Annotated in this window: 15 protein-coding genes; 5 read left to right on the forward strand and 10 right to left on the reverse strand. The window is 45.0% G+C overall.

Annotated features, from left to right (window positions below; all coding sequences use genetic code 11):
- Positions 1-48: 48 nt before the first annotated feature.
- The 3 genes from pfkA to MHI37_RS19575 form a co-directional block, all read right to left on the reverse strand.
- Positions 49-1,017 carry a 6-phosphofructokinase gene (pfkA, locus tag MHI37_RS19565; RefSeq protein WP_076339683.1) on the reverse strand — a complete coding sequence of 323 codons (969 nt, stop codon included), beginning with the start codon at positions 1,015-1,017 and terminating at the stop codon, positions 49-51.
- Between the two features lie 29 nt (positions 1,018-1,046).
- Positions 1,047-2,075, reverse strand: a complete 1,029-nt coding sequence (locus tag MHI37_RS19570) for a tetraprenyl-beta-curcumene synthase family protein (RefSeq protein WP_076339686.1) — start codon at positions 2,073-2,075, stop codon at positions 1,047-1,049.
- Between the two features lie 78 nt (positions 2,076-2,153).
- Positions 2,154-2,471, reverse strand: coding sequence for a hypothetical protein (locus tag MHI37_RS19575; protein ID WP_076339682.1), 318 nt, complete (start codon positions 2,469-2,471; stop codon positions 2,154-2,156).
- A gap of 133 nt (positions 2,472-2,604) precedes the next feature.
- Between MHI37_RS19575 and MHI37_RS19580 the strand changes: the two genes are divergently transcribed.
- Positions 2,605-3,792, forward strand: coding sequence for an MFS transporter (locus tag MHI37_RS19580; RefSeq protein ID WP_076339681.1), 1,188 nt, complete (start codon positions 2,605-2,607; stop codon positions 3,790-3,792).
- Positions 3,793-3,889: 97 nt separating this feature from the next.
- On the opposite strand, the gene MHI37_RS19585 is transcribed toward MHI37_RS19580, so the two are convergent.
- Both MHI37_RS19585 and MHI37_RS19590 read right to left on the reverse strand, forming a co-directional pair.
- Positions 3,890-4,609 carry a YebC/PmpR family DNA-binding transcriptional regulator gene (locus MHI37_RS19585; protein ID WP_076339680.1) on the reverse strand — a complete coding sequence of 240 codons (720 nt, stop codon included), beginning with the start codon at positions 4,607-4,609 and terminating at the stop codon, positions 3,890-3,892.
- 169 nt (positions 4,610-4,778) lie between these two features.
- Positions 4,779-5,492: a methyltransferase domain-containing protein gene (locus MHI37_RS19590; RefSeq protein ID WP_076339679.1), complete on the reverse strand. Its 714-nt coding sequence runs from the start codon at positions 5,490-5,492 to the stop codon at positions 4,779-4,781.
- A 147-nt stretch (positions 5,493-5,639) separates the two neighbouring features.
- On the opposite strand from MHI37_RS19590, the gene MHI37_RS19595 reads away from it, so the two are divergent.
- The 3 genes from MHI37_RS19595 (at position 5,640) to pepF (ending at position 8,172) form a co-directional block, all read left to right on the forward strand.
- Positions 5,640-5,873: a hypothetical protein gene (locus MHI37_RS19595; RefSeq protein ID WP_076339678.1), complete on the forward strand. Its 234-nt coding sequence runs from the start codon at positions 5,640-5,642 to the stop codon at positions 5,871-5,873.
- A 130-nt stretch (positions 5,874-6,003) separates the two neighbouring features.
- The gene (locus MHI37_RS19600) at positions 6,004-6,186 is read left to right on the forward strand and encodes a hypothetical protein (protein WP_076339677.1); all 183 of its coding nucleotides are present in this window, start codon (positions 6,004-6,006) and stop codon (positions 6,184-6,186) included.
- 195 nt (positions 6,187-6,381) lie between these two features.
- The gene (gene pepF, locus MHI37_RS19605) at positions 6,382-8,172 is read left to right on the forward strand and encodes an oligoendopeptidase F (RefSeq protein WP_076339685.1); all 1,791 of its coding nucleotides are present in this window, start codon (positions 6,382-6,384) and stop codon (positions 8,170-8,172) included.
- 208 nt (positions 8,173-8,380) lie between these two features.
- On the opposite strand, the gene MHI37_RS19610 is transcribed toward pepF, so the two are convergent.
- The 3 genes from MHI37_RS19610 to MHI37_RS19620 all read right to left on the reverse strand — a co-directional run bounded on the left by MHI37_RS19610 (position 8,381) and on the right by MHI37_RS19620 (position 10,920).
- On the reverse strand, positions 8,381-8,878 hold the full coding sequence (locus MHI37_RS19610) for a transposase (RefSeq protein WP_342556501.1): 498 nt from the start codon (positions 8,876-8,878) through the stop codon (positions 8,381-8,383).
- A complete protein-coding gene (locus MHI37_RS19615; RefSeq protein ID WP_342556502.1) occupies positions 8,809-9,702 on the reverse strand; it encodes a transposase in 894 nt (297 codons plus the stop codon). The genes MHI37_RS19610 and MHI37_RS19615 overlap by 70 nt, the downstream gene beginning before the upstream one ends.
- 201 nt (positions 9,703-9,903) lie before the next feature.
- Complete coding sequence (locus MHI37_RS19620) at positions 9,904-10,920, reverse strand: S66 peptidase family protein (protein WP_076339762.1); 1,017 nt, start codon at positions 10,918-10,920, stop codon at positions 9,904-9,906.
- A 390-nt stretch (positions 10,921-11,310) separates the two neighbouring features.
- Between MHI37_RS19620 and MHI37_RS19625 the strand changes: the two genes are divergently transcribed.
- Positions 11,311-12,015, forward strand: a complete 705-nt coding sequence (locus tag MHI37_RS19625; RefSeq protein WP_076339763.1) for a GH25 family lysozyme — start codon at positions 11,311-11,313, stop codon at positions 12,013-12,015.
- A gap of 50 nt (positions 12,016-12,065) precedes the next feature.
- Here the strand turns inward: MHI37_RS19625 and MHI37_RS19630 are convergent, their stop codons facing one another.
- Complete coding sequence (locus tag MHI37_RS19630) at positions 12,066-12,302, reverse strand: hypothetical protein (protein ID WP_144023816.1); 237 nt, start codon at positions 12,300-12,302, stop codon at positions 12,066-12,068.
- A gap of 25 nt (positions 12,303-12,327) precedes the next feature.
- A complete protein-coding gene (locus tag MHI37_RS19635) occupies positions 12,328-12,834 on the reverse strand; it encodes a copper amine oxidase N-terminal domain-containing protein (RefSeq protein WP_342556503.1) in 507 nt (168 codons plus the stop codon).
- Positions 12,835-12,879: the final 45 nt, after the last annotated feature.

Below are 12,879 nucleotides of genomic sequence, written 5' to 3' on the forward strand. Positions count from 1 at the left end.
CCACCCTCGCTCCAAAGCGCAGGTGGATTTTTTTGTGTTGCATTCGCATTATTGCGATAAACGAAGAGCAAGCTCATACATGCCTATATCAAAAGGTTTCTTCGTATTGACAACCTTATCAATATCCGTAGTAACCAGCTCGCCGTTAATGACGCCGCAGGATTTGCCTGAATCGCCAGCCATCAGCTGTCTCACTGCAAAGTCGCCCAATCGACTTGCCAAAATACGATCAATCGCAGTTGGCGTTCCACCGCGTTGAATGTGGCCTAGAACAGTTACACGCGGTTCAATACCGCTGTTAGCTGTAATTTGATTAGCTACATCCTCGCCTTTTCCGGCACCTTCTGCAACAACGATAATACTGTGGCGCTTGCCTTTGGCGAAATTCGTCTTCATACGCTCAGCAACCTCATTCAAATCAAATGGAACCTCTGGTACAAGAATCGTCTCCGCACCGCTTGCAAGACCTGCATGAAGAGCAATGTCGCCGCAATGACGACCCATAACCTCAACAACGGACGAGCGCTCATGCGAGGACATCGTATCCCGAATTTTGTTAATCGCGTCTACAACAACGCTTACTGCTGTATCAAATCCAATCGTATAATCAGTGAAAGGGATATCGTTGTCAATTGTACCTGGCAGCCCCATCGTCTTAATGCCAAGCTTGCTAAGCTTATTTGCCCCGTGGTAAGAGCCATCTCCACCGATAACGACTAGTCCGTCGATACCTCTGGAACGAAGCACCTCAGCACCTCTTTGCTGGCCCTCAGCTGTTACAAACTCCTTGCATCTTGCCGTTTGCAAAATAGTTCCGCCGCGCTGAATAATATCACCAACGCTCCGTAAATCCATTTGACGCAAATCATCGTTAATAAGTCCTTGATAGCCGCGTTGAACACCATATACATCTAGACCGTAATATAGTGCGCTCCTTACAACAGCCCTAACGGCTGCGTTCATTCCTTGCGAATCTCCTCCGCTTGTCAGTACTGCGATTGATTTGACTGCAGACATGGTCCATTCCTCCACATTTTTATTTATAGTTAAGCTTGTTGTTTCCGAATCCAGATGCTGTTTATAATGAAAAACAATCGAGTAATGGGACTGTTCTTCATTAGCCTCCTTGACACATCTCTGACATCCGCCTGATGGCGAACCTTCGGGTCTGATAAATACAAGGCTAGCAGCCCTTCAATAATCAAACGATGAAAACGAGAAGCAGGAAGCCGCTTCACGTCCTCACGCGCTCGGTTCACGATAGTGCCGAGACGCTCAACAAGCAGACTGTCATTATCATAATAGTTGCAAAAATTAAGGTCGCCGCCTGCTCGATCCTCTGCTTGATCAATTAAATAATCCAGCAAAATATGAAGACAGCACACATGCGGAAAATAAATACTCTTTATCGAGGCTGCATCCTTACTCGATAATTGGTCTTCGCTTGCCGCTAAAAACAGCATAAACACCCCTAAAGTAGAGCCTGCTGCCGCTGCAAATTCGTTCCACTGCAAATTCGGATAATGACAACGATGCAAATCCCACCATGCGAGCAATTGCTCCTCCCGCAAATCGTTGCGAATATGCTTGTACACCTGCAAATCTCCATAAAGGGAAACCAACTCGTTCACATGCTGCTGCACGCTTTGATAGGAAGGCAGCTTAGCGGCTTGTTGCTGGCAAGTCCGAACAAGATGCTGCAAATAACCGCCATCGTCCTTCTCCTTGCGAAATGCATAATAATCCTGAAGCTGGGCTTCGGGATTGACGGCATCTAGCATCGATTGATGCAATAATCGAAAATCGTCTGGATCTAACGAGGTGCTGCGATCACATAAATTGTCTAAGTAATCACTAATCGTTTGAAGTGCGACAATTAGAGGGATGAGAACATGTCTCTGCTCTAAATTCGCAGCAGCATAGACGCTTCCGCCCTGACAATGAAACTTCTTGTTATCCATGCTGTCAAGCGCCTGCCCTCTCAGCTCGGCATCGGGTATCCGCTCTGCCATTAGGCGAAGCTGCTTAAGCTCGCTATCCACGAAAGGAAGCACGTACTTATAGACTCGATGCATGAGTGTAAGCGGACCTCGCGGCACTCGGTTGCTTGTCAAAGCCGTCAATCTCACGCTGCACCTCTCCTCAAAAGATTTTCATGAATGCCGGCGCGCTTCTAACTGTTGATCGATTCGATACCAAATGTGCAGATCGTTGATCCTACTTGCATAATCGGCAATTTCATAGTTTAGTATACAGGATTGCTCAAAGCTCTCCTCTTCAAACAGAAGAGCCTGCTTTATGTTGATAAGCCGTTCAAACTCCATGATACGATCAGGGATCGTACCGCGGATCAGCTCCCATTGCTCAACGATTGCAAGCTGTTCCGCTGCTTTATACTGCTCCCATTCCATTTCCAACACGGGAATACGGATCCGAAGCCGCTCACTCCAGTCAAAACGATAAGCACCCATTGTAAACCTCCGCCATTAAATGTACCATTTCGACAAACAATAATCCAGCTTCAAATCGGATTGGTGCGAATGTCGATTCATGCTATACTGGGAACCATGTTGTTTACATCAGAGATGGAGTGAGCTTAAGACAATGGATACACCCGAGCCAGCCCAAGCTGGGCGCTCTTCAACCGCGCGGAAGGAGACAATGTCGCTTCGCGTCTACAGCTTCTCTTCTTATTCGACAGCGGCGATGGTCGTCTCTTTTATACCTTTATATTTCCTTGATAGAGGCTTCTCGGAGCAGCAGATCGGCATCATCTATTCCACCGGACCGTTCATATCGATTTTCGCCAATATCATCCTTGGCCTCGCCAGCGACAAATTCAGAACGATCAAAAAGCTGCTCATGCTTCTGCTGTTCGGCCAGCTCGTAATGATCTCGCTGCTGTTTTCAATCGAGAATTTTGCACTTGTTTGTCTAGTTATGATGGGCTTTTATTTTTTCCAGACACCGATTAACCCGCTAAGCGACAGTTTATTGTTATTATCCAGCCGATATACTGGAACCCCCTATGCCTTGATACGAATCTTCGGTTCTCTTGGCTTTGCGGTCACCGCCTATACATTCGGACTTATTTTAAAGGAAATCGGTTCACAATGGACACTTCCGCTTGCTCTCTGCACGATTGCCATCACGCTATTATTAACGACACGCATTAAGGATTACCAAGGGAGCGCCCGTAAAATTGATTTCTCCGGATTTTTTAAGCTGCTTCGCCAGCGAGATGTACTGCTGTTCTTTTTGATCATATTGACCATTTCAATTCCCCATCGGATGTATGAAGGGTTTCTAGCTGTCACCATGCGGCATATGGGTGCAAGCGACTCACTTATTGGACTTGCTTGGCTCGTGTCAGCATTGAGCGAAATTCCCGTATTATTTTTGCTCGGCAAATATGGTCATAAATTCAAGGAGCTTCCACTGCTCATGATTGCATCCCTCATGTATGCGATTAGGCTTTGGCTGCTCAGCGACCTTCAAGATCCGCGCTGGGTAATCGCAACACAAGCGATGCACAGCATTTCTTTCGGCATTTATTTCTCGACGGCGCTCCGCTATTTGTCACGGCTTATCCCTGATGAATACCGCGCCTCCGGACAAGCGGTATATGCGGTCGTTTGGACCGGGCTAGCAGGCGTAATCAGCGGCTTGTTCGGCGGCTTTGTTTACGAGAATTTTGGACGAGAAGCTTTCTTCCAGATGGGTGCTGGCTTCGCTATCGTTGCTGCCGCGGCATTTCTTGCAAGATACTATATCAGTCGATCAGAGCCTTGATTATATTTTTAAAAAAAGAGCTGCTTCATGAGCGTGTAAGTCGCGCCCAAAGCAGCTCTTCCTTTTTTTTTGCAAACAAAAAAATTTATAGCCCTGCTTATTCTACAATCTCAAAGTTAGAGTAAACGTCCTGCACATCATCATTGTCTTCAAAAGCATCCATCATCTTAAGCAGCTTGTCCGCGTTCTCCCCGTCTACCTTTACGATGGTTTGCGGCAGCCAGCGAACACCAGCATTAACGAAGGTATACCCTTCCTTCTCAAGGGCATTCTTCACCTGCTCGAACTCATGCGGATGTGTTAAAATTTCAAAGCTGTCTTCATTGACGATAACATCCTCAGCACCAGCTTCAAGCGCTACCATCATCATCGTATCCTCATCCGCTTCATGAGCTTCACGATCTACAACTAGCAGCCCTTTATGATCAAACATGTAGCCGACACAGCCGCTCTCGCCCATGTTTCCGCCCCGTTTATTAAACGCGGAACGAACATCCGCTGCTGTGCGATTACGGTTGTCTGTCAAACATTTCACCATAATAGCTACGCCGCCCGGGCCATAGCCTTCATACATAATATCATCGTATTCTACGCCATCTCCAGCACCTGCTGCCTTCTTAATCGCGCGTTCAATATTATCATTTGGCATCTGCTCTGCTCTAGCATTCGCAATTGCCGTCTTCAGACCAAAGTTTGCATCTGGGTTCGGTCCGCCTCTGCGCGCTTGAACATAAATATCGCGTCCAAGCTTAACGAACTTGTTATTTTTAGCCTGATCGGCCTTTCCTTTACGGTCTTTGAACAATTTAAATTTCATTATGCTCGCTCCCCTGACAAAGTTTCCAAGCAACAGTTTATCACCGCAAGCAGGTCTTGGTCAATGAAAGCAAGTCCAAACAGACAATCCCATTAGGTAAAAAAATAAAACTGGAAAAGGCTCCCTGTTGTTAGGGAGCCTTCTCTATATGTGATCTTGAACACATTTCCTATTGTTTAGCTGCGTTGATTTTCAAATATTCAGTAGACGAAGGTATGAAGGGCAGATGCGATGTGAGCAATTGTGCTTTGCCGCCATTAAATTCAATGATCTCAAGTAGCTTGCCCAGCTCAGCATATCGCTCCCAATTCAAGGATACTAGCGGATAAATTCGGATTTGACCACCTGGCTTGCAAACTCGCATAAGCTCTAGAACGGCTTTGGTATGAAATTCAGGTCCAAACTGGTCCGCATATAAGAACATAAAATGACTGCATAACACGAGTGAAAAGGAATCGTCTGCAAATGGCAGCTCCGGGAGCTTCCCATCTATATAGCGTTCTTGATGCTCAGCGTCTAACACATGAGCCGCGAAACGTTCAATTGAGGCTACACGTCCTGCACGGTGCTTCTCAAGCGACTCATAATAGCTCCAGTCGAAATTCTCCTGCAGCTTGGCAAGCTTCGCAGTAGAAGTCTCTATCTCTTCTGTCGCTTCTTGAATCCATTCCTTAATCCCCGCACCATAACGCGGATCAACTGCATACGCGGAATACCCTCTTGCATTTGCCTCAGCTGTAAAGGACGAGCCTCCTGCCGCAACATCCAGCAGCCTTCCATTCTCCATATCCTCTGGCAGCAGATCGAACATCCTTACATATTCCTCGTAGCTTCTGCAAGTCATAGCAACACCAATTTGCTCGTAGTGCTTCTTAATCATCATTGCACTCTCCTCATCTCATCTCGTCTCATCTCGTCAAATCTCGTCTCTTCTTCGCCCGATTCTTAAGCTGGCGTATTGATTACAGCCTCCATAATGGCTATGATGATTATAATACCATAATTAAGAAATAAAAAGGTGGAAATGAAAATGTTCAAAAAACACGAAATTTACAAAACCGACAATTACAATATGCTGACGGTTGAAGTCCAAGGAAAAACACTTATCGTACGTGAAATCTCCGATCAATGGGGAGAAGACACTCATACGTTCATTAGCCGTCCGGAGCTTATGCACTGGGCGAAGAACCGCTACCGCGCTGCCGACTTTGTTGGACGCGAGGAAGAATTAGAAGCGATCATGACGGCGTTGAAGGAAGTTTAATTACTTCCCCCTTCCCTCTGGAAGGAAAATTCACCCTATACAGCGAACATATCGTTATCATCCACTGCATAGTAACAATGATAACGCTAATTTATGATGACTGTTTATTGTCAGGAGGCCTTACCCGCAGATGGATCCTACCACTTCGATTATTTTTATTATTGCAGCCTTCTCGCTTGGAGCGATCGTTATTATGAAACGTGACTCCATGCCTGCTGGCTTGCGCCGAGGTCTTGCGATGATTTCCATCGCGTTCATTGCTCTTGCGTTTTTTATTATTGTGTATGCTTTTCTCACAATGGGTGCAGCTTAAACAAGCGTTTAGCTGAATATTCGCAGTTACTCTCGGACATAGTAGTCACAAACTGTGTCCTGAGGTGATGACTGGATGAAATGGCTCTCCCTGCTGCTTGCTCTAAGCCTTGTATCAGGTGCTGCCGCCTCAAATGCTGCAACACCACACGCTGAGCATGCCAAAACAACCTTATCCATTCCAAGGAGGAATTCGATGAATCACGTACCCAAACGTTCCGAATCTGCGCCTGAGACCCGCTGGAAGCTAGAGGATATATTTGAAAGCCAAGCTGCATGGGATAAGGAATATGCCGAAGCAAAAACATTGATCAAGAAAGTTTCTGAATACCAAGGCAAGCTGACTGACGTCGCACAGCTCAAAGCATGCTTCGAGCTTGAGGATGAGCTCTCCATGCATGTGGAGCGTCTTTATGTGTATGCTAATATGAAGCATCACGAGGATACGGCAGAGGCGAGCTTTCAAGCGCTGTCTGAAAAATCCAAAAAAATAAGCGTCGAGTCAAGCGAAGCGCTCTCCTTTATTACCCCAGAGGTACTCAGCCTCTCAGATGATAAGCTCGATGAAATGATTTCCAATGAGTCTATTGCGAAATACCGTCATACACTTGAAGAAATGCGCCGTGAAAAAGCCCATGTGCTCTCGAAAAATGAAGAAGCGCTGCTTGCTCAAGTCGGCAATATAAGCTCAGCTCCCGGCACCGTATTCAGCATGCTGAACAACGCAGATCTTAAATTCCCTAAAGTGAAAAATGAAGACGGCGAGGAAATCGAGCTTACACACGGCCGTTACATACAGTTTCTAGAGAGCAAGGATCAAAATGTAAGGCGCGAAGCTTTTAAAGCCGTATACGAAACGTATGGCAAGCTAAAAAACACGCTCGCAACTACCCTTACCTCCAACGTTTCTAAAAATATCTTTTATGCACGGGCACGCAAGTATGACTCTGTACTGGATATGTCCTTATATGGCGACAACATTCCGAAAGAGGTTTATACGAACCTAATTGATACGATCCACAAGCATTTGCCGCTAATGCATCGTTATATGGATCTACGCAAAAAGCTTCTAGGCCTTGATGAGCTTCATATGTACGATTTGTTCGCACCGCTCGTTGACGAGTTCAAGCTCGACATTACGTATGAGGAAGCGAAAAAAACGATTAGTGAAAGCTTGAAGCCGCTTGGCGATGACTATCTACAAGTGCTGCAAGAGGGCTTCGATAACAGCTGGATCGATGTATACGAGAATGAGGGCAAACGCAGCGGCGCATACAGCTGGGGCGCTTTCGGCACACACCCTTATGTATTGCTCAATCACAAAGACAATCTGAACAGCATGTTCACGTTGACGCATGAAATGGGTCACGCTCTCCATTCTCACTATTCGGACACGAATCAGAACTATCGCGATGCGCAATACACGATTTTCTTAGCAGAGGTTGCTTCCACATTGAATGAAGCGCTTCTAATGGACTATCTGCTTGCCAAATCTACGGACGCGAAAGAAAAAATGTACTTGCTGACTTATTATGCTGATCAGTTCCGTACAACTGTTTTCCGTCAAACGATGTTTGCCGAGTTCGAGAAAATTATACATGAGCGCACGGAGCAAGGAGACTCGCTGACTCCTCAGGATCTCAGCAAAATCTACTACGATCTCAATGTTCAGTATTATGGCCCGAATATGGTCATCGATAAAGATATCGAAATGGAATGGGCACGTATCCCGCATTTCTATAACAGCTTCTACGTCTACAAATACGCAACAGGCTTCTCTGCAGCAACAAGCTTCTCCAAACAAATTTTGGAGGAAGGCGAGCCAGCAGTTGAGCGTTACCTTGGCTTCCTGAAAAGCGGTGGCAGCGACTTCTCCATCAATATTTTGAAGAAGGCCGGCGTCGACATGTCCTCTCCTGAGCCGATTGAGCAAGCGATGAGCGTGTTCGAGGAGCTTATTGGACAAATGGAGCAATTAACGAAGTAGAGTGACGATCCCATAAAACGAAAAAAAGACAGTCTAATGGCAATGTCATTAAGTTAAGCTCAAAGACAAGATCGGGAATAAAAATGGATCCGAGACGGCATGGGAAAAAGTCCTGTGCCGTTTCTTTTTTGGTGCAAGCAAGGAAAAATGCGTACAGCAAACAAAGCGGATGGAAGATCCGCTTAAAAAAGTGTTCATGTGAACGGAATTATGCTACCCTGTAGACGAAGCTAACAGCTGATCTGGAGCGGATTTTGCGCGTATTCTGCTGCCCTGGGCGAATGGGTCGAATCGGCAAAATGTTTTTACGAATCAGCGCTTCAACATCTGACGGGAGTTCATCATCCCTTGAGCGCAGGAAATGTCTACAAACGTGGACGGCAACCGTGAAGTTGACTTGGTAGGCGTGCCGTTTATCCATTTGCGAAATGACGACGTGCGAGGTCATCATTTCAGCGAAATTGTACAGGATCATTCTTGCGAAAATCTCTTGGATGATGGACTCCCGTTTCTTTGCGTGAAAATTCGTCAAACCGACGGTGTATTTTAATGCCCGGAAAGAGGTTTCAATGCCCCATCGCATGTGATAAATGGACCCCAGTTCATCGGGTGGGAAATCAGCAGCAGAAAGATTCGTTATGACGGTTTCATAATCGCCACTCGGCAGGATGAAACGAACAACCCGAAAGGAAATCGGGTAAAACAAGTTCTCCTGCAAATCCAAAAATCAAAGGTAGACGTGGAAGGGACGAATCTGTAAATTTCGGGATGAGCCTTAACCTCTTTGGTTTGTTTTTTGGTGAGCGTCAGATGAACGTCAATATCAAACGCTCCGCTAGCGGGCAGGCGCAAGCCCGAAAGAATACCATTGGAATCCAAATCCTTTACCCGTATGACGTAGTTCCACCCTTTGCGTTCAAGATGCGCGAAATTGTTGTAGCTTTCATAACCTCGATCGGCAATTACAATGGTTTTGCCTTGGATAGAGGAACGGTCCACCATAGCCGCCAGCGCCCTTCCCTCGTTGCACAACCTTCGTGGCTGAACAATAGCATCCACGTAAAGTCGGTTGCAGAGGTCATAGGCTGCGTTCAAATGTAGAAGGTTATAGCCTTTCGTGTTCGGCTGACTTTGAAAATAGGTGTCCGTATCCGTAGAATCCGTTGCGATATGCAAATCCGAACCGTCAACGGCAAGCAAGCGATACCCTCGGTAGTCCTTGATAGCCGTATACGACTCTGTAAATGCGTGAAACAAAAATTCCACAGCAGATGGCAAGATTTTATTCCGCTGCTGGACAAAAGCAGAAGTAGTTGCGGTATTTACGTTATAGCCCTGCGATTCCAAGAGCTCCTTATAGATGCTGTTTCCACCCATTGCGATCAGGAGTTGCATAACCGTTTCAAAGGATAGCTTTTTCATTCGGGTAAAATCTTTTTCAGGGTTTTTGACATAAGGTGCTGGTGCGGCTGACATTTCTCGTATGAGAGATGTCAGCGTTTTTTTTAGCGAATTCGCGTACTCATTCATTGGCGTAACCTCCTCGTTTTTCCAAGAGGCTTCGCCACACACTTCCATCTACTTGTCAAGTTCTATTTTTCTTTTTCGCACAAAAAAAGAGCAGGCTATCTTTTCGATAACCTGCTCTTTTTCTTCATTTTTGGTCCTGCGCCTTAACTTAATGACATTGAGTCTAATGGCTGTCTTTTTTTCGTTTTACAGAAATATAGCTTATGGATTAAAATATTGCTTTACTGATCCTTTGCCATCTTCTACTTCTATCTCAGCAAATGCCCCATTTATAAAAGTTATTTGTGGTGGAACATGGCCGCAGTCGATATCATAAATGATTGGTATCTGTAATTCCTCAGAAAGCTCTATATAAATATCCTCCACTGTATAATTCTCAATTGGTTTATTGGCATCGCTTCTGCCAAACATAAGACCGGAACTATTATTAAACCAGCCCGCTAATTTCATCTGCACCAACGATCTGCGTAAATCAGTTGCTGCTAGCTCGCAATTTTCTAAATACCATACGATCGGTTCATTATTTATAAAATGATTTTGAAAATGCCGCACATCACCGAATGGAGTACCAATCAAATGTCTGATCACATCGATGCAACCACCAAGCAAGCGGCCTTGTATTTTCGCATTCGAATTTGAAATTACTTTCCAAGAGGTTGGTTCTGTTAAATGAAAGACATATGGCGATGGGTTGGAATGCTGCCACTCCTTCTGATAGTTTAACGAGGAATGCTGGAGGATTGACTCCCCAGTTTTAGCAGATAAGACAGATTGCCACATGGCAGTTGTCTGATCTGAGAACTCTCCTCTTAAATCAATGAGATTTGTGCCATGAGCAGTTGCTAGCCCCGTTTTCAATGTAATCGTTAACAATAATACGCTAATATCTGAATAGCCTAAAATCCATTTGCTCTTTAAATTTTCATAGTCGATATGCTCAACGATTTCAATTAATAGTTCGCCGCCCCATGGCGGAATAATCATATCGATGGTATCATCACGCATCATATCATTGAACTCAGCAGCACGTAATTTTGCAGGCGCTGATTTTGCCTTATTTTGCGTCCAAACCGTTTCTCCGCAGACCACATTAAATCCTTTCGTCTTCATACGACTACACGAAAGGTGCAGTAAATCATGAAGCTCCACTTGCACACCCGATGAGGGTGCTGTTATTCCTATTGTTGCCCCTTCTACTAACGACGGATATTGAATCATTTGGGTCGCCCTCCTTTATTCGCAATATTTTACATAATGAATCTATATAAGTTGAACTAAAGTCTCCGCTAGAGTAAAGAGAAGCGCCTACACTGCACTTGTTACAATGAAAACCTCACATGAGTGCTGCTTCAGACGGCTACATTGTAATATTGCACTAGAATTAGCTCCACACCAACGAATATCGCTCTAGAATAAGCAATCTACTGTACAAACTACAGTGTACGTACCTTGTTAGGTGAGTAACGTCGATTACGTTGTATAAACTGCAACGTAGCCTCGTGAAGCAATATCTTTGTCATTAGCAACCTTTTTTCAGTGGAAAGCGTCATTGGAATAGTTAGCAAATTAATACAAATATACAAAACTAAACAAATTGAAGGTGAAGCTGTGAAAGTAAAAAGGATAATCGTTATTTTTATAAGCATTGTATTGCTGCTTGGATTTTTGGAATATAAAGGGTTAATATGGCATAACAGTCTGTTCGCAATGAAGTATAAGGTTAGAGGACTTGATGTTTCTCATTATCAAGGGGATATCGACTGGAGGACCGTAGCCAATACAAGGAAATATCAGTTTGTTTATATGAAAGCAACAGAAGGAAATGATTTTACGGATGACACATATCAGAAAAACTGGGATCACGCTAAAGCGAATGGCCTACTCGTCGGTGCCTATCATTTTTTCTCAGCAAGAAGCTCGGGTGAGCAGCAGGCTGACCATTTTATAAGCGTAGTTGACAGTGATGAAGCCAGCTTGCCGCCCGTTATCGATATTGAAATTGCGCTTACTCATGATGTTGCTGTCATTCAGCATGAATTAAAAGCAATGAGCGACAAGCTTGAAGCCGCTTATAAGAAGAAACCGATATTTTACGTCACCTATGACACGTATAACACTTATACAGCCAGCGGCTTTGAAAGCTATGATATTTGGATTCGCGATATTGTGAAGCATCCCTCGCTCCAGGACAAGCGTGGGTGGCTGTTGTGGCAATATTGCAATCGCGGACATGTTGCTGGTATCGATGCCTACGTTGACATTAATGTGTTTAAAGGAGACCAAGCAGCATTTGATGCAAGGTTTAAAGGGTAAGCTGCCTGTCGTCGTCCCCTATTCGTGTCAACGACGGGCAGCATGCTAGTTTACGAAGGTAAGTCTGATGAGTCGGCGTCGCTTTTCACTTTGGACATTTCCTTTAGCCTGCGAATACGCAGCTGGCTTAATAGGGATAGACTAAAAAATACCGGAAATACGATATCATGTCTATCAAGACGGCCATCCCACAATGGCAAAAATCCTATAATAATGGCCATGGGTATCGAAATGGATCTCATCACAATCCAAACAGGAAGAGAATGCCATAGTTTTAAAAAACTCATGAAGACGCCAGCTTCCTTTCTTTGCTTAGTGGTCATCTCTTATTTTTTCGGATGATAGCAGAACCTCCTGATTCTTACCATCCCATACGACTTCTGCACCCATGGCTTGCGCGACAAAACGCAGCGGTGCCATGGTCCTGCCACGAACGGCCTGAACGGAAGCAGGAAGTCTCGCAGTAATTCCATTAATGGTAGCTTCCTGCTTCCAAAGTTCCATCCGGATAACATTCGTACCATATTTGACGGTGACGATATCGTTCGAGTAATCCACGGTGCCGCCAAGTGATTCAAACAACCCTCGTACGGGAACGAACACAGAGCCATTAATCATAGCCGGTTGATTTTCCATCAGTTGATATTTACCGTTTAAACGAATCCCTATGCCTTTGACAACTTTTTTCGGAACAATGGTATAGCTGTATTTGTACTTGTCATCCCCGTAATAATTGCTCATTCGCCCCCATGACGATATCGTGCCATCTTTATGAAGAGCTGTACCGCCTCCTTCACTCTTGGCGCTTATCGACTTCACCTGTCCGAGCCCTTTCACGGGATAAAGCTTTTTATCCGCTGTTGG

Origin of the sequence: Paenibacillus sp. FSL H8-0548 (assembly GCF_038630985.1) — a bacterium.
Classification (GTDB): Bacteria; Bacillota; Bacilli; order Paenibacillales; family Paenibacillaceae; genus Pristimantibacillus.

Bases quoted from the DNA above. Each gene is read 5' to 3' on its own strand.
- pfkA (WP_076339683.1), bottom strand. From the start codon at position 1,017: ATGTCTGCAGTCAAATCAATCGCAGTACTGACAAGCGGAGGAGATTCG.
- MHI37_RS19570 (WP_076339686.1), bottom strand. From the start codon at position 2,075: ATGCATCGAGTCTATAAGTACGTGCTTCCTTTCGTGGATAGCGAGCTT.
- MHI37_RS19575 (WP_076339682.1), bottom strand. From the start codon at position 2,471: ATGGGTGCTTATCGTTTTGACTGGAGTGAGCGGCTTCGGATCCGTATT.
- MHI37_RS19580 (WP_076339681.1), top strand. From the start codon at position 2,605: ATGGATACACCCGAGCCAGCCCAAGCTGGGCGCTCTTCAACCGCGCGG.
- MHI37_RS19585 (WP_076339680.1), bottom strand. From the start codon at position 4,609: ATGAAATTTAAATTGTTCAAAGACCGTAAAGGAAAGGCCGATCAGGCT.
- MHI37_RS19590 (WP_076339679.1), bottom strand. From the start codon at position 5,492: ATGATGATTAAGAAGCACTACGAGCAAATTGGTGTTGCTATGACTTGC.
- MHI37_RS19595 (WP_076339678.1), top strand. From the start codon at position 5,640: ATGTTCAAAAAACACGAAATTTACAAAACCGACAATTACAATATGCTG.
- MHI37_RS19600 (WP_076339677.1), top strand. From the start codon at position 6,004: ATGGATCCTACCACTTCGATTATTTTTATTATTGCAGCCTTCTCGCTT.
- pepF (WP_076339685.1), top strand. From the start codon at position 6,382: ATGAATCACGTACCCAAACGTTCCGAATCTGCGCCTGAGACCCGCTGG.
- MHI37_RS19615 (WP_342556502.1), bottom strand. From the start codon at position 9,702: ATGAATGAGTACGCGAATTCGCTAAAAAAAACGCTGACATCTCTCATA.
- MHI37_RS19620 (WP_076339762.1), bottom strand. From the start codon at position 10,920: ATGATTCAATATCCGTCGTTAGTAGAAGGGGCAACAATAGGAATAACA.
- MHI37_RS19630 (WP_144023816.1), bottom strand. From the start codon at position 12,302: ATGAGTTTTTTAAAACTATGGCATTCTCTTCCTGTTTGGATTGTGATG.